The sequence below is a fragment of the Burkholderia sp. ABCPW 11 genome, assembly GCF_001523445.1.
GTDB lineage: Bacteria > Pseudomonadota > Gammaproteobacteria > Burkholderiales > Burkholderiaceae > Burkholderia.
In genome coordinates, this window is record NZ_LOVM01000048.1 from 63,656 (window position 1) to 78,517 (window position 14,862).

The 14,862-nt window shown below is 67.0% G+C and carries 16 protein-coding genes; 3 read left to right on the top strand and 13 right to left on the bottom strand.

Annotated elements, in window-relative coordinates; translation table 11 throughout:
* The first annotated feature begins 93 nt into the window (after nt 1–93).
* Entirely contained in the window at nt 94–2,373 is a 2,280-nt protein-coding gene (locus WS61_RS20550) for an FdhF/YdeP family oxidoreductase (protein ID WP_059502922.1), read from the top strand.
* Between the two features lie 96 nt (nt 2,374–2,469).
* On the opposite strand, the gene WS61_RS20555 is transcribed toward WS61_RS20550, so the two are convergent.
* Nucleotides 2,470–3,891 (bottom strand): cytosine permease, encoded by a 1,422-nt coding sequence (locus WS61_RS20555; protein ID WP_059502924.1) that lies wholly within the window; start codon nt 3,889–3,891, stop codon nt 2,470–2,472.
* Between the two features lie 382 nt (nt 3,892–4,273).
* Here WS61_RS20555 and WS61_RS20560 point away from each other — a divergent pair, with 382 nt between their 5' ends.
* Nucleotides 4,274–5,215, top strand: coding sequence for a LysR substrate-binding domain-containing protein (locus WS61_RS20560; RefSeq protein WP_059502925.1), 942 nt, complete (start codon nt 4,274–4,276; stop codon nt 5,213–5,215).
* Nucleotides 5,216–5,297: 82 nt separating this feature from the next.
* Here WS61_RS20560 and argE read toward each other — a convergent pair whose 3' ends face one another.
* The 8 genes from argE to WS61_RS20600 all read right to left on the bottom strand — a co-directional run bounded on the left by argE (nt 5,298) and on the right by WS61_RS20600 (nt 11,594).
* Entirely contained in the window at nt 5,298–6,461 is a 1,164-nt protein-coding gene (argE, locus tag WS61_RS20565) for an acetylornithine deacetylase (RefSeq protein ID WP_059502927.1), read from the bottom strand.
* The gene (locus WS61_RS20570; protein ID WP_059502928.1) at nt 6,454–7,131 is read right to left on the bottom strand and encodes a DUF1028 domain-containing protein; all 678 of its coding nucleotides are present in this window, start codon (nt 7,129–7,131) and stop codon (nt 6,454–6,456) included. Before WS61_RS20570 ends, argE begins: the two co-directional genes overlap by 8 nt.
* 8 nt (nt 7,132–7,139) lie before the next feature.
* Nucleotides 7,140–7,577 carry a RidA family protein gene (locus WS61_RS20575; RefSeq protein WP_034209298.1) on the bottom strand — a complete coding sequence of 146 codons (438 nt, stop codon included), beginning with the start codon at nt 7,575–7,577 and terminating at the stop codon, nt 7,140–7,142.
* 83 nt (nt 7,578–7,660) lie between these two features.
* On the bottom strand, nt 7,661–8,983 hold the full coding sequence (locus WS61_RS20580; RefSeq protein WP_059502930.1) for an NAD(P)/FAD-dependent oxidoreductase: 1,323 nt from the start codon (nt 8,981–8,983) through the stop codon (nt 7,661–7,663).
* A gap of 326 nt (nt 8,984–9,309) precedes the next feature.
* Nucleotides 9,310–9,756, bottom strand: coding sequence for a hypothetical protein (locus WS61_RS20585; protein ID WP_059502931.1), 447 nt, complete (start codon nt 9,754–9,756; stop codon nt 9,310–9,312).
* A 231-nt stretch (nt 9,757–9,987) separates the two neighbouring features.
* Nucleotides 9,988–10,593, bottom strand: a complete 606-nt coding sequence (locus WS61_RS20590; protein WP_257127308.1) for a hypothetical protein — start codon at nt 10,591–10,593, stop codon at nt 9,988–9,990.
* A 35-nt stretch (nt 10,594–10,628) separates the two neighbouring features.
* Complete coding sequence (locus tag WS61_RS20595) at nt 10,629–10,922, bottom strand: RebB family R body protein (RefSeq protein ID WP_059502935.1); 294 nt, start codon at nt 10,920–10,922, stop codon at nt 10,629–10,631.
* Nucleotides 10,923–11,036: 114 nt separating this feature from the next.
* On the bottom strand, nt 11,037–11,594 hold the full coding sequence (locus WS61_RS20600; RefSeq protein ID WP_059502937.1) for an RNA polymerase sigma factor: 558 nt from the start codon (nt 11,592–11,594) through the stop codon (nt 11,037–11,039).
* A gap of 412 nt (nt 11,595–12,006) precedes the next feature.
* Between WS61_RS20600 and WS61_RS20605 the strand changes: the two genes are divergently transcribed.
* Complete coding sequence (locus WS61_RS20605; protein ID WP_059502939.1) at nt 12,007–12,681, top strand: Crp/Fnr family transcriptional regulator; 675 nt, start codon at nt 12,007–12,009, stop codon at nt 12,679–12,681.
* An 85-nt stretch (nt 12,682–12,766) separates the two neighbouring features.
* On the opposite strand, the gene WS61_RS20610 is transcribed toward WS61_RS20605, so the two are convergent.
* From WS61_RS20610 to WS61_RS20625, 4 genes are all read right to left on the bottom strand, one after another.
* A complete protein-coding gene (locus tag WS61_RS20610; protein WP_034209304.1) occupies nt 12,767–13,090 on the bottom strand; it encodes a RebB family R body protein in 324 nt (107 codons plus the stop codon).
* Between the two features lie 181 nt (nt 13,091–13,271).
* A complete protein-coding gene (locus tag WS61_RS20615) occupies nt 13,272–13,622 on the bottom strand; it encodes a RebB family R body protein (RefSeq protein ID WP_059502941.1) in 351 nt (116 codons plus the stop codon).
* A gap of 187 nt (nt 13,623–13,809) precedes the next feature.
* The gene (locus WS61_RS20620; protein ID WP_006498417.1) at nt 13,810–14,145 is read right to left on the bottom strand and encodes a RebB family R body protein; all 336 of its coding nucleotides are present in this window, start codon (nt 14,143–14,145) and stop codon (nt 13,810–13,812) included.
* A gap of 79 nt (nt 14,146–14,224) precedes the next feature.
* A complete protein-coding gene (locus tag WS61_RS20625) occupies nt 14,225–14,854 on the bottom strand; it encodes a hypothetical protein (RefSeq protein WP_059502943.1) in 630 nt (209 codons plus the stop codon).
* Nucleotides 14,855–14,862 lie beyond the last annotated feature (8 nt).

A 14,862-nucleotide genomic window follows, 5' to 3' on the forward strand; every position in this document is an offset into this window, starting at 1 on the left:
CATGACCGGCTCCGTCCGCCGGACGGAGCCGCCCCACGCCGCGACACGGCGCAACCGAGCCACCCGCACCGGGCCCGGCTATTGGAGATTCACATGACAAATCGACGCGAAGTGCCAGGCATCAGGAAATACGACGGGCCCGCCGGCGGTTGGGGCGCGCTTCGCGCGACAGCCGATGCGGTGCGCACGCAGATGGAAACCATCGAGGCGCCGATCGTGCTGATGCGGACCAACCAGCCCGACGGCTTCGACTGTCCCGGCTGCGCGTGGCCCGACAAGGAGCACAAGTCGACGTTCCAGTTCTGCGAGAACGGCGCGAAGGCCGTCACGTGGGAAGCGACGACCAAGCGCGTGACGCCCGAGTTCTTCGCGGCGAACACCGTGTCGTCGCTGCTGCGCATGTCGGACTACGAACTGGAGAACATGGGCCGGCTCACCCATCCGCTCGCCTACGACCGCGCGACCGACACGTTCCGCGCGATCGAATGGGACGACGCGTTCGCGCGCATCGGCGAAGTGCTGCGCGCGCTGCCGCCCGAGCAGGTCGAGTTCTACACGTCGGGCCGCGCGTCGAACGAAGCCGCGTACCTGTACCAGCTGTTCGCGCGCGAGCTCGGCACCAACAACTTCCCCGACTGCTCGAACATGTGCCACGAGCCGACCAGCGTCGGCCTGCCGCAGTCGATCGGCATCGGCAAGGGCACCGTGTCGCTGGAGGATTTCGACCACTGCGAGCTGATCATCTCGATCGGCCACAACCCCGGCACGAACCATCCGCGGATGATGGGCACGCTGCACGAATGCGCGCGCCGCAACGTGCCGATCATCGTGTTCAACCCGCTGCGCGAGCGCGCGCTCGAACGCTTCGCCGATCCGCAGGACATGATCGAGATGGCGTCGTTCGGCTCGACGCGAATTGCGTCGACGTACTACCAGGTCGACGCGGGCGGCGACGCGGCCGCGCTGAAGGGCATCATGAAGGCGCTGCTGCGGCTCGAGGCCGAGCAAGGCAACGTGCTCGACCGCGACTTCATCGCACAGCACACCAACGGCTTCGAGGCGTTCTCGGCCGATCTCGAAGCCACGTCGTGGGACGACATCGAACGCGCGAGCGGCCTCAGCCAGGCGCAGCTCGAACAGGTCGCGCTCGCGTATGCGAAGTCGAACGCGACGATCGTCACGTACGGGATGGGCGTCACGCAGCACAACAAGGGCACGGCCACCGTGCGCCTGATCGCCGACCTCCTGCTGATGCGCGGCAACATCGGCAAGCCCGGCGCCGGCGTGTGCCCGCTGCGCGGCCATTCGAACGTGCAGGGCAACCGCACGGTCGGCATCACCGAGAAGCCGTCGGCCGAATTCCTGAAGAAGATCGAGGACGTGTGCGGCTTCACGCCACCCACGCAGCACGGGCACGACGCGGTGCAGGCGATGCAGGCGATGATCGACGGCACCGCGAAGGCGCTGCTGTGCCTCGGCGGCAACTTCGCGGTCGCGCTGCCCGATCCCGAGCTGTCGTTCCCGGCGATGGCGAAGCTCGACCTGAGCGTGCATCTCGGCACGAAGCTGAACCGTTCGCACCTGCTGGTCGGCAAGGAAACCTTCATCCTGCCGGTGCTCGGCCGCACCGAGCTCGACATGCAAGCCACCGGCCGGCAGTCGATCACCGTCGAGGATTCGATGTCGATGGTCCATGCGTCGGCCGGCAAGCTCAAGCCCGCATCGGACCAGTTGCGCTCCGAGCCCGCGATCGTCGCCGGCATCGCACACGCGACGCTGCCGAACAGCAAGGTCGCATGGCTCGACCTGATCGCCGACTACGATCGCATCCGCGACCTGATCGACAAGACGGTATCCGGCTTCGAGGCGTTCAACGAGCGCATTCGCACGCCGGGCGGCTTCCGCCTGCCGCTGCCGCCCACCGAGCGCGTGTGGCCGACGCCGACCGGCAAGGCGATGTTCTCGGTCTACAAGGGCGTGAAGGAGGATGCGGACGTGCTCGGCGCCGAACAGGTGCTGCGCCTGATCACGCTGCGCAGCCACGACCAGTACAACACGACGATCTACGGGCTCGACGATCGCTATCGCGGCGTGTTCGGCCGGCGCGACGTGCTGTTCATGAACGCGGCCGATCTCGAGAAGTACGGGCTCGAACACGGTGACCTCGTCGACATCGAGACGGTCACCGCGTCGGGCCGTACGCTGCGCCTCGAGAAGATCACCGCGATCGAGTACGACATCGCGCCGGGCTCGGTCGGGGCGTACTACCCGGAAGCGAACGTGCTCGTGCCGCTCGACTACATCGACAAGGAAAGCGGCACGCCGTCGTACAAGTCGGTGCCGGTGCGCGTCGTGCGCTCGGCGGTCGTGTGATGCCGCGGCAGGCGCGCGCCACGTCGCCCGCCGCGTGCCTGCCCGATTCCCGCCACCGCTCGCCGCCGCGGCGCGAGCGACGCGGCGGCCCCTTCTTCATCGTGCCGCCGTCGGCGGCATCGTCGCGCCCGTCTGCCGGCGCCGATACGCGCTGTCGCGCGTCGCGAGCCAGTAGTACAGCGGCGACGTCAGCAGCAGGCCCACGAGCCACGACAGGTCCGCGCCGCCCAGATGGGCGGGAATCGGGCCCGCGTACATCGGCGTGTTCATGAACGGAATCTGCACGACGATGCCGATCGCATACGCGAGCAGCGCCTGCGGATTGAAGCGGCCGTAGATCCCGCCGTCCGCCATGAAGATCGACTGGATGTCGTACTTGCCCTTGTGGATCACGTAGAAGTCGATCAGGTTGATCGCCGTCCACGGCACCAGCACGACCAGCAGGGCGAGCACGAGATCGACGAGGTTGCCGACGAAGTTCGTCGACGCGCCGATCGCCGCATAGCAGCATGCGACGAAGATCGCGACCGACACCACCGCGCGCGTCTTCGCGGTCGGAATCCACTTGTATGCGAACGTCTGTACCGACGTGATCACCGCGAGCACCGCGCCGTACAGGTTCAGCGCGTTGTGGCTGATCACGCTCAGCAGGAACAGCACCAGCATCAACGGGCCGAGCGGGCCGGTCGCCTGCTTGACCGCATCCATCGTGTCCGCGCCGGCCGGCACCGCGAGCACCGCGACCGCGCCGAAGACGAACGCGAGCGTCGAGCCGATCGTGCAGCCGAGATAGGTTGCCCAGAACGTCGACGCGACGCCGACGTTTTCCGGCAGATAGCGCGAATAGTCCGACACGTACGGCGCGAACGCGATCTGCCACAGCGCCGACAGCGATACCGTCGCGAGCCAGCCCGCGAAGTCGAAGCCGCCGCGCGTCAGGAAATCGTCGGTGCTCACGTGCGACAGGATCATCCAGAAGCCGACGGCGATGCCGATGCCGAGCACCCATGTGCCGATCCGGTTCAGGATGTGGATGAACCGGTAGCCGACGATCCCGATCAGCCCGGAGCCCACCGCGCCGATCACGATGCCGACGGGGACTGGCACCGACGACGCGATGCCGTGCACCGACTTGCCCGCGAGCACGATGTTCGACGCGAAAAAACCGACGTACATCACGGCCGCGATCACCGTGACGAGCAGCGCGCCCCACGAGCCGAACTGCGCGCGGCTCTGGATCATCTGCGGGATCCCCATCTGCGGCCCCTGCGCCGAATGCAGCGCCATCAGCACGCCGCCGACCGCCTGGCCGACGACGATCGCGACGATGCCCCACATCAGGTTCAGGTGGAACATCTGCACGCCGAGCGCGCCGGTCACGATCGGCAGCGGCGCGATGTTGCCGCCGAACCAGAGCGTGAACAGGTCGCGCACCTTGCCGTGGCGTTCCGAGGGCGGCACATAGCCGATCGTGTGCTTCTCTATCATCGGGGACGCATTGCGTTCCGCGTTCGTCATGGTGATGTCTCCAGTCCTGCGCGGCGATGCGCGCGTGCCGTGTGCGCCGGCGCGCGTCGGGGGGCGCGCCGGCAATCGGTCCGGATACGCGAGCGCCGCCGCGCTGCGTGCACGCGGCGGCGCCGAACGAAGCGTCGCGTGCGCCGCCAGGCGGGGACGGATGACGTGTCCCGCCGGCGCCCACGCGGCCTCGTCGCGATCCAGGCTGGAGACGATGGTGCGCCATGCGCATCGGGACCGGAAAATACTAAAAATATTTCCGCGACATACGAAAAAGCTCTGCAGCGGAAATTTCGGCGCCGAAAGACTTCAGGTAAGGTGCTACGCGAATCCAACAGCATGCGCCCACGGCGGCACGCCGGGGCGGGCATCAGGGGTGCTTGTGGCTCACTACACTTTGCGGCAACTGAAATACTTCGTCACGACGGTCGAATCCGGCAGCGTCGCCGAGGCATCGCGTCAGCTCTTCATCGCGCAACCGTCGATTTCCAGCGCGATCAAGGGGCTGGAAGAGAGCTTCGGCGTGAAGCTGTTCATTCGCCACCACGCGCAGGGCGTGTCGCTGACGCCGAGCGGCACGCGCTTCTACCGGAAAGCGCAGGAACTGCTGCGCATCGCGCACGAGTTCGAACAGAACGCGCTCGCCGACAACGACGTGATCACCGGGCAGATCGACATCGGCTGCTTCGAGACGGTCGCGCCGCTCTATCTGCCGCAACTGATCGCGGGTTTTCGCGAGCGCTACCCGGGCGTGAACATCCGGCTGCGCGACGGCGACCAGCAGGAACTCGTGCAGGGGCTGACGTCCGGCACGTTCGATCTCGCGCTGATGTACGACCACGATCTCGACGGCACGATCGAAACCGAGCCGCTGATGCCGCCGCAGCAGCCGTACGTGCTGCTGCCGGAGCACCACCGGTTCGCGGGCCAGACGCACGTGTCGCTGCGCGACCTGTGCGTCGAGCCGATGATCCTGCTCGACGTGCAGCCGAGCCGCACGTATTTCGTCAGCCTGTTTCACGAGCTCGGGCTCACGCCGAACATCGTGTTCGGCTCGCCGTCGATCGAGATGGTGCGCGGGATGGTCGGTCGCGGCTTCGGTTTCTCGCTGCTCGTCACGCGCCCGTATTCCGAATATACGTACGACGGCCAGCGTGTCGTGACGATCGGCCTCAGCGAAACGGTCAGCCCGTCCGGGCTCGTGAGCGCACGGCTGAAGCGCGGTCAGCTCACGAAACAGGCGCAGTCGTTCGTCGATTTCTGCCGCGAGCGGCTCGCGCAGATCGTCGCGCAACCGGCGCAATCGCCGCCATCGGCTCGATAGCGGCGGCAAGGTCGACGATCGGGAACGGGATGTGGAAGACACGCGCGCCGTCGGGCGCGGCGCATGCGTGCCGGCCGCCCGTTCAGGCGGCGGACGAGAGATACGCGACCAGACGGCCCAGCATCGCGTCGCAACCATGCAGTTGCTCGAGCGTGACGAACTCGTCGGGCTTGTGCCCCTGATCCATGCTGCCCGGCCCGCACACGACGGTCGGAATGCCGGCCTGCCCGAACAGCCCGCCCTCGGTGCCGAACGCCACCGTGCCGAACGCGTCGGACCCGCTCAGCAGCGCGAGCAGGCGCGCGGCCTCGCTGTCCGGCGCGGTCGCCAGCCCCGGATACGCGCCGAGCGGCTGCAGCCGGATGTCGGTATCGGGCTGCACCGCGCGCATCCTCGGCAACAGTTCGGATTCCGCATAGTCCTGCAGCGTTCTCGGCACGTCGTGCGCATCGAAATCCGGCAGCGCACGCACCTCGAAATCGAATTCGCATTCGGCCGGCACGATGTTCAGCGCGCGGCCGCCCTTGATCAGCCCCGTCTGCACGGTCGAGAACGGCGGATCGAAGCGGCCGTCGTGCCGTTCCGGCCGCGCGAGCGCCGCACCGATCTCGCCGAGCCGGCCGATCAGCTTCGCCGCATAGTCGATCGCGTTGACGCCCGACGGCGCGTAGGCCGAGTGGCACGCGGCGCCCTTCACGTGGCAGCGCATCGCGAGCTTGCCCTTGTGACCGAGCACCGGCTTCAGTTCGGTCGGCTCGCCGATCAGGCACATCCGCGGACGATGTTCGCGCGCGGCGAGTCGTTCAAGCATCGGCCGCACACCGAGACAGCCGACTTCCTCGTCATACGAGAACGCGAGATGCACCGGCAGGCTCAGCGGCCGCGCGACGAACGCCGGAACGGCCGCGAGCACCGACGCGATGAAGCCCTTCATGTCGGCCGTGCCGCGGCCGTACAGCCGGCCGTCGCGCTCAGTCAGCCGGAACGGCTCGACCGTCCACGCCTGCCCGTCGACCGGCACCACGTCGGTGTGCCCCGACAGCGCGACGCCGCCGCGATCGCGCGGGCCGATCGTCGCATACAGGCTCGCCTTCGTGCGTTCCGCGTTGTAGAACAGTTCGCTCTGCACACCCCACCCGGCGAGATAGTCGTGGATGAAGCCGATCATCTCGAGATTCGAATCGCGGCTGACCGTCGCGAAGCCGATCAGCCGTTCGAGCAACGCGCGGCTCGACGGATCACTCATCGCCCGGCACTCCGTAGCTCGGCGCGGCGGTCGGGTTCAGCGCGCGTGTCTGATAGTCCTGCATCTGCGGTCGATACGCGCGCCATAGCGCATCGAGCTGCCCGATCGGATCGGCGTCGGCCCAGTCGACGCGCAGGTCGACGATCGGCCAGGTCACGTCGCCGGCCACCTTCAACACGGCCGAATGCACCGGGCCGGCCTCGCCGCCGGCCGCCATGGCCGCGTGCATCGCGGCCAGCAACCTGTCGGCGAGCAAGCCGGACGCCTGCTCGAAGGCCCGCACCATCGCGTCGATCACGGCGGGCGCCGCCAGCAGGTTGCCGGCCGCCACGCATTGTTCGCCCTGCACCGCGTGATGCGTGCCGAGCGCCTCCTTGCCGGTGAAGCATGCCGTCTGCCCCTGCCCGTCGATCGCCGTGACCTGCCTGTACTGGCTCCAGCCGTTCGCACTCAACGCGCGGTCGAGCGCCGCGGCAGGCGCGAGCAGGTCGTGTTCGATCAGGTCGAGAATCTGAGGCCCGAGCGCCGGCAGCGTGATGTTCTGCGTCGCGACGGCGCCGACGCCCGCGCGCACCCACGGGCAGCGCGCGCCCACCGCGATGCTCGACGAACTGATCGCGATCCCGAGCTGGCCCGTCTCCGGGCAGCGCCCGACGATAGAGAAAGTCATGTCGCCCCCTATGCGTGGCTCGGCTGCCAGTTGTCGGGAATCACCGCGATCACGTCGATCTCCATCAACCACTGCGGCTGGCCGAGCGCGGAGACGACGAGCCCCGTCGAGATCGGGTAGACGCCTTTCAGCCACTTGCCGACTTCCCGGTACACGGGTTCGCGATAACGCGGGTCGATCAGGTAGGTCGTCGTCTTCACGACATGCGTGATGTCGCTGCCGGCTTCCTCGAGCAACTGCTTGACGTTCTTCATCGCCTGCTCGGCCTGCGCGCGCGCGTCGCCGAGGCCGATCAGGTTGCCGTCGAAATCGGTGCCGACCTGGCCGCGCACGTAGACGGTATTGCCGGCCCGCACGGCCTGGCACAGGTCGTTGTCGAGCGTCTGGTTCGGATAGGTATCCTTCGTGTTGAACATCCGGATACGCGTATGGGTAGGCTGGCTCATCGAGATCCTTCGAGTGTCGGTGGGGTCGCCCGCCGCGCCGGAAGCCGTCGCGACGCGGCGGGATGGGTCTGTTCGTCAGGTAATCAGTTCGCCGCTTCGGCGAGCAGTCGTGTGTCGGGCCGCGCCGCTTGCGCGGCCGCGCGGCGCTGCGACGCGTCGTGATACGCGAGGTACTTGCGCTGCGTGACGATGTGATCGGCGATGTGCTTCGCGTCGTGCCACACGCCCCAGATGAAGCTGGAGCCGCGTCGCGACAGCCAAGGCAGCCCGAGGAAATAGATGCCCGGCTCCTTCGACACGCCGCGCTGGTGCTGCGGCTTGCCGTTCGGCCCGAACGCGTCGACGTTCAGCCAGCCGTAGTCGATCGCATAGCCCGTGGCCCAGACGATCGACGTGATGCCTGCGACGGCGAGATCGAGCGTGAGGATCGGATGCGTAACGCAGTCGGGGTTCGGCAGGATGCGCCGTGCGTCCGGCTCTTCCGGCAAGTCGAGGCCGTTGCGGGCCGCATACGCGTCGGCCGCGTCGAGCAGCGACAGGTAGTTCTCGTCGCCGCGCGCGAGATTGGTCGCGAGATCCCGTTCGAACACGGCCACGCCGCCGTCGAACGACTTCGTCAGCCCGACCAGCATCACGCCCTGGTTCGCGAGCGCACGGAAATCGACCGTATGGCCGCCGCGCGCGCCGCTCACCGCGATCGTCACGTGTTCGCGGCCGGGCGTCGCGACTTCCTTGTCCCATTCGCCGAGCACGCCGAGCCACCAGCAGAAGTCGCGGCCGCGATACGCACGCGGCGGACGATCGTGCGGCCCGACCGACAGGTAAACCTGCCGGCCCGCACGCTGCAGCTCGTCGGCGATCTGCACGCCCGACGAACCCGCGCCGACCACCAGCACCGCGCCGGCCGGAAGCTGGCCCGGGTTGCGATAGTCGGCGGAGTGAATCTGCACGACGCGCGCGTCGTCCGGCGCGATCGGCGGAATCACCGGGCGCTGGAACGGCCCCGTCGCGACCACCACGCGGTTCGCCTCGATCGTGCCGTCGGACGTCTCGACGACGAAGCCCGGCTTGCCCGTGTTGCGCACCACGTTCTTCACTTCGACGCCGGTGCGGATCGGCGCGTCGAACTTGCGCGCATACGCTTCGAAGTAGTCCGCGACCTGGTCCTTCGATGCGAACGCGTCGGGATCGAGACCGTCGAATTCGAGGCCCGGGAACCGGTCGTGCCATGCGGGGCCGTTCGCGACCAGCGAATCCCAGCGCCCGGTGCGCCAGCGTTCGGCGATACGGTCGCGCTCCAGCACGAGGTGGGGCACGCCCAGCTTGCCCAGATGCTCGCTCATGGCCACGCCGGCCTGCCCAGCGCCGACGACGAGCGTATCGATTGCGGTTGTTTCGACTGCCACGGCTGTCTCCTTCTGAAGTGCGGCTCATGCGACGCGCGTGGTCGCGTGAGCGGGAATGGAGACATTCTGCTGACAGGCTGCGTGAGGCGAAACGAGGTTTTTTGTTGGTGTTGACGAGCAAAAAGCTGGGGCGGGGGCCGGCGGCGAGCGACGTGCCTGCACGCAGTCCGAAGCGGCATGCTGGCCGGGGACGGTCCGACACCTGCGTATCGGCGCCGAAAAAAACGGATGCGTCGGCGCGATCGACCCGACAGTCGATGCCATCGAGCGGTATGTCGCCGTCGCCCGCGCGCATCGCGGGCGCCGGTTTGCGCGGACGGTGCCGGCTACACGTTGGTCCAGGCGCCGGTGCCCTGCCGATATTGCATCACGCCGCCGTCGATCCGCACCCGCAGGTTGCCGTCCGGCACCTGCACCCAGTCGGTCATGTCGAGGCTCATCATCAACGCGACGAAGAAATCCTGCACCTCTTGCGACGTGCTGGCCTGCCAGAGGTCGATACGCCCGAGGCACGCACGCATGTCGCCGCTTTGCTGCATGATCGTCTCGACCTGTCCGGCGACATCCGCGGCCGTGTCGTAGACCTTCGTGCCGCCGTCGCCGACGATAGACAGATGGATCCCGCGCACCAGCGTCGGCTGACCCGGCGTCTGCTCGACGAGCGCGATGCAGCTCGTCATCGCGCCGAAATCGATTTCCGTCGCATCGCCCCATTTGCGCTCGCCAACCGCCAGCGGCGCGGGACCGTTTACGTGCTGAATGATGTAGGACATAGGTTCCTCTCATGACTGGACATGACTGCCGGTAGCGGGCCGCGACGCGTTCGACCCGGAACGTGCGTCACGCCCGCCGCTCACATCCCGCATCGGGCCTGACGGCCCGGCGGGTCGTGTCGATCGATACTGTGTCTCTGCACGCGCGGCAGGCGATCGCCCCGCGGTTCGCACGACGCGATTGCCCGCGACGTTCGTCATCGGCGCCGCGCCCTGCGTGCGCCAGGTGCGCTACGTGCCCTTCTTGTCCAGCAGCGCCTGATACTTCTGCAGGCTCTCGTCGATCCGGTCGAGCGCGACGCTCGCGGCCTCCCCTTCGATCGCTTCCGCGGCGCCCGCAACGACCGCCGCGGTCGCGACGAACAGGTCCGTCAACAGCAGGCCCACCGCATCCATCGCCATGCCTTTCACGTCCTCGTCGATGGTCTTCTGCGCGAGATCCTTCATCAGCACGCTCTTGCCCGCGATCGCCAGCGACGTCGACGCCTCGAAGTAGTTGGCCGCCGCCTGCGCGACCATGCCGCCCGCCTGCGTGATCATCATGTTCGGGCCGACGGATATCTGGGTCGTCGCGTAGGACGCCGCCTCCGCGTTGATCGCCTGCACCGTCTGCAACGCCGAGTTGGCGGATCCTCTCGCACCCGCGATCTGGTCCGGCGCCTTCAGCGCGTCGGTGAACCTGCGCAGCCGGTTGATCGGCCACGCGCGCTTGCCGGCTGCCGAAGCAGCGGCTTGCGGCGCGGCATCGGCCTGCGTCGTTGCTTCGGCTGCGGCGTTAGCGACGTCGTCCGGCGCTTGCGTCGCGCCTGCTCCGCGTCCGTCCAAAAGACCTTTCATGTTCATGACTTAGGTGTCCCGATAGTCGTCGCGTCCTAATGCGTGGAACCCGTCTGCGGCCCGCCCGCCGCGGGCAGCGTCGCGCCGCCCGATGGCGGCTTCGGCGACGCCTCGACGGACAGGATCATGGCCACCGCCTTCGACACGACGGCGTTCGAAATCTGGTTCAGCGCCGCCTGCTGCTGCGTCATGTTCTGCGCCGAGATGCCGACGGCCTGGCTGAACATCTGGTAAAGCATGCCCAGCGCCTGGGCCGGCGACCCCGCGACGACGTTCACGTTGGTCTGCGTCAGCGCGTCGGTAATCTGCTCATTGACTTTGTCTGCCACGAGGCCTCCTCGGATCTCGGCTCCGGCATGCGATTGAAGGGACGGGCGGGCCGGCAGGCCATCGACGCCGTGCATGCCGTTAGGAACGCTGGCTGCCTGCATTCGTGAACGCGCTCACGCGAGCTCCTCGCGCAATTTCTTGCGCAGCAGCTCGACGCGCTTTCTGGCAAGCGGCTCGTTGATCCCGAGCGTCGCGGCGATGTGCAGATAGGGCCGGTCCTCCTCGAACTTCAGCGTGAACAGCATTTGCTGCTGCGGGGAGAGCATCGACAGCGCCTGCTCGAGGCGCAGCAGCTGTTGCCGAAGCAGCAGTTGCTGCTCCACCGACGGCGCGTGGCCGGCCAGCTCGACGGCATGATCGTCGTCCCAGGCCGGGTCGAATTCGAGCATGCCGCTTTCGCGCAGACGGCGGCGCGCGCCATCGAGGAATGCGTGGTTCAGCGCCAGAAAGAGAAAGCCCGCGAGGTTCCGGACGCGCTCGGGCGAGCGCTGCAGGTAAATGTGGACCTTGAGCGCGGTATCGGAAAGCAGTTCGTCGGCACGGTGAATATCGCCCTTGCACAACAGGCGCGCGCGACGCCGCAATTTTCCCTGCATTTCCCGCCACGTGCGATCGAGCTGCTGCGCCGAAGACTCGGGCGTCGGGGCAGCGTGCTGGTTCGAGGTTGTCATCCCGTGTCTTCCTTTTTTATGGAAAACACAGAATCGATTCGATGCCGGGAATGGCGCTGTTACCCGCGTAACACCGATATAACGATAATCGGTTTCGGTAAATTTTCTTGATTATTATGAACGGAAATTTTAATTCACCGGCATAGCCCGAATCCGTCGTTTCAGATGCACCGCCGGGCCTGACCGAATAACGGCATTGCGATGAAAAAGAACGACTACCGCCGCGATGCGTCCGTGCGTCGGCATGCTGCTTTCCATGTCGGTCGATCAAACGCGCGTGCCGCCGAAGTGCCGCCCTGTCCGGACTGCCTGCCGATTATTTCAATTCTTTCGTTATTCATTTTTCACGTAATGCCGAAGGCAGCGTTTTTCGCTAGGTGGCCGCATCGTCAAACAACCTCGCGCGGAAAACATGCCTGCCCTTGCTGACGCTCAAACGCTGCGCAATATACCGATACTGACCGATCTCCCGGAAAGTCTGCTCGCCCACATCGAGCGGCATGTCACGCCCTGGCCCGAACACGGCAATCGCCTGTTGTTCTTCAAGGGCGATCCGGAGGATTTCGTCGCGTTCGTGCGCCATGGCCGTGTCTACAAGACGCTGCACGAACCGGGCGGCCGCGAGATCATTCTCGGCCACGCCATACCGGGCGACCTCATCGGCGAAAACACGCTGATTCGCGCGCACCGGCGCAGCTTCACCGCCCAGTTGAGCCCCGACTGCCGCGTTTTGCTGCTGCATCGCCAGCACTTCGCGCCGCTGCAGGCCAACGCGGAATTCATGGCGCGCATCCACGACCAGCTGTGCCGACACATTCACCAGTTGAGCGACTTCGTCGAATCGGCGTGCCTGTACCGGCTCGAAGCACGGCTCGCGCGCCATCTGCTGAACCGCATGCAAGGGAATGGTCTCGAGGTGCCGCTGCCGGAGAGCCAGAGCATCCTCGCCGCGATGCTCAACGTCAGCCGGCCGCGGCTGAACAGCAGCCTGCAGAAGATGCAGCGCGACGGCCTGATCCGGCTACACGAACACGGCGTGACGATCGAGAAACCGGAGCGGCTCCGGACCATCGCCGACGCCAATTGACACCCTGCCCGGCAGCGCGTGCGTCACGCAGCGCGGCCGGACGGGCAGGTTTGCGCGCGCCGGGTTGCGCGGCGCGCCGTAAGGGTCAGCCGCGCCCGTGGCCGATGGCGTTCATCAACTGCGCGACGGCGGCCAGTTGCGATACGAAGTTGTCGTTCGCCGACCGCGCCGCGCTGGCCAGCGCCACCGGCGAGCCGGCATAGAGTTGCATGATGCCGACGGTCGTGGCGGCGAGATTGGACGCCGCCTGGTTCGCCTGCATCTGCACCGCATTGTGAAGCAGGATCGCGGACGCATGGCTGTTCGACTGCATGAGCGTGCCCAAGGCCACGGCGGGCGCTTCGCCCACCACCTTGACGTTGGCTTGCGTGACTGCATCGGTCATCGCAGGGGAAACCTGTTCCGGCATGTCGTTGCTCCTGGTGTGCGCGCCGCAGCGGCGCAGTCATGGCGAAAGCGTGAGTGGGTCGGTCGGCGCCGTCGATGCGCGGCAGGGCGTCCCGCCGCCACGGGCGTCGACACGACGCCGTGCGCCGGGCGGCAGCCACCGCGATCGGGGCCACCGCCCGGCGCCGACGCCGGCTTACGCGTCAGGCCAGCGCCTTGCCGAGCGCGAGCACGTCAGCCAGTACGGACAGCACGCCGTTCGAGCCGATTTCCGTCGCGGCGGCGCCGGCGCTCGCCGGCCCGAGCGTGTACAGCTGCATCGTGCCCACGTTCGTCGAGGTCGGCAGTTGCACCGCGGACTGCGACTGCTGCTGCACCGCGTTCTCGAACAGCACGCTGAGCGAATGGCTCTGGGCCTGGTACAGCGAGCCCGTTGCCATCGCGGGCGCTTCGCCGACCACCTTGACGTTGGTCTGCGTGACCGCGTCGGTGATCGCGGCGTTGACCGTACAAGTCTTGCAGGGGTCCTTCGAGTCGTTTGCGTCATTCGGCATCGTATTTCTCCTGGTTCGCGAACGGGCACCGCATCGAATCGGCTCTGCCCGTTCCGTCGTTTGCTCCGGAACCGCACGGCACCTGGTCAGGCGCTGGCGGTCATGCTATGGATCCGCGGCTCGGCGGCGGTATCGGCGGCGCGTGCCGCTTGCTCCGCCGCTTCAACCACGGTGCTGCGATGACGCCTTACGGCCGGGCCACTGCCTTCCCGATCGCGATCACGTCGGCCAGAATGGAAATGATCCCGTTCGCGCCGATTTCCGTGGCGGCCGCGCCCGCGCTTTCCGGCCCGATCGTGTAGAGCTGCATCGTCCCCACGTTCGTCGACGTTTGCGACTGGATCGCGGCCTGCGACTGCTGCTGCACCGCGTTCTCGAACAGGATGCTGAGCGAATGGCTCTGGGCCTGGTACAGCGAGCCCATCGCCATTGCCGGCGCTTCCGCGACCACCTTGACGTTGACCTGTGTGACCGCGTCGGTAATCGCGGGATTGACCTGGCACACTTGACACGTATCAGCCATTTGTTGCTCCTTGGTTCACGTAGTTGAGAGGTCGCACACGGGGCCGGCCGGTTTCGCGTTCGGCCGCATGACCCGCGTGCTACTCCATGGACGCTGGGCCGGGCGTATCGTGAACCGCAGCGGTGGGTTCGGACGGTTCGACCGGATCGACGCCGATGCTTCGCAATCGGTCCTCCATCGCGTCGAGCCTGACGGCGAGCCGTTCGGCGAGCGCATCGCCGTATTGGCGGAAGCAGGTTTCGATTTCCTGCCGGATCAGGCCCGTCAGTTGTTCCCCGATCATCGTCAGCGCCTCGCGAGTGCTGTCCTGGATCTCCGCCGCGCCTGAGGCCCCCGCGTCGTCGCCCGGCGCGTGCGCGTCGAGTACGCCCGACACCTTCTGCTGTTCCGACGCCAGCATGCCGAGCGTCGTCTCGTTCTGCGTGTCGATCGTTTGCAGGATGCCGCGCATCTTCTCGTACGCCTTTTGCTGGTTGAGCTGCAGAAAATGCTTGATCTGTTCGCGCGCCTCGCGCCGGGTTTTCAACTGCGGCAAGGGCGGTTTCGCGGCGCTCGCCTGCGTGGCCGGGAGGGCGGCGGGCGCCGATGGGTTCCCCTGCCCGCTCGACAGCCGCGCCAGCAGCGCCTGTTCTTCGCCCGGCTCGAGCGGCTGGCCCAGGCGCTTCTCCGCGAACTGGCGCAGCAGGGGGGCGAGTGTGTCGTTGCTCATGGCTCACA

What these genes read in the sequence shown, in the direction of transcription:
- WS61_RS20550 (WP_059502922.1), top strand. Translation starts at nt 94, where the DNA reads ATGACAAATCGACGCGAAGTGCCAGGCATCAGGAAATACGACGGGCCC.
- WS61_RS20555 (WP_059502924.1), bottom strand. Translation starts at nt 3,891, where the DNA reads ATGACGAACGCGGAACGCAATGCGTCCCCGATGATAGAGAAGCACACG.
- argE (WP_059502927.1), bottom strand. Translation starts at nt 6,461, where the DNA reads ATGAGTGATCCGTCGAGCCGCGCGTTGCTCGAACGGCTGATCGGCTTC.
- WS61_RS20570 (WP_059502928.1), bottom strand. Translation starts at nt 7,131, where the DNA reads ATGACTTTCTCTATCGTCGGGCGCTGCCCGGAGACGGGCCAGCTCGGG.
- WS61_RS20575 (WP_034209298.1), bottom strand. Translation starts at nt 7,577, where the DNA reads ATGAGCCAGCCTACCCATACGCGTATCCGGATGTTCAACACGAAGGAT.
- WS61_RS20585 (WP_059502931.1), bottom strand. Translation starts at nt 9,756, where the DNA reads ATGTCCTACATCATTCAGCACGTAAACGGTCCCGCGCCGCTGGCGGTT.
- WS61_RS20590 (WP_257127308.1), bottom strand. Translation starts at nt 10,593, where the DNA reads ATGAAAGGTCTTTTGGACGGACGCGGAGCAGGCGCGACGCAAGCGCCG.
- WS61_RS20600 (WP_059502937.1), bottom strand. Translation starts at nt 11,594, where the DNA reads ATGACAACCTCGAACCAGCACGCTGCCCCGACGCCCGAGTCTTCGGCG.
- WS61_RS20605 (WP_059502939.1), top strand. Translation starts at nt 12,007, where the DNA reads ATGCCTGCCCTTGCTGACGCTCAAACGCTGCGCAATATACCGATACTG.
- WS61_RS20610 (WP_034209304.1), bottom strand. Translation starts at nt 13,090, where the DNA reads ATGCCGGAACAGGTTTCCCCTGCGATGACCGATGCAGTCACGCAAGCC.
- WS61_RS20615 (WP_059502941.1), bottom strand. Translation starts at nt 13,622, where the DNA reads ATGCCGAATGACGCAAACGACTCGAAGGACCCCTGCAAGACTTGTACG.
- WS61_RS20620 (WP_006498417.1), bottom strand. Translation starts at nt 14,145, where the DNA reads ATGGCTGATACGTGTCAAGTGTGCCAGGTCAATCCCGCGATTACCGAC.
- WS61_RS20625 (WP_059502943.1), bottom strand. Translation starts at nt 14,854, where the DNA reads ATGAGCAACGACACACTCGCCCCCCTGCTGCGCCAGTTCGCGGAGAAG.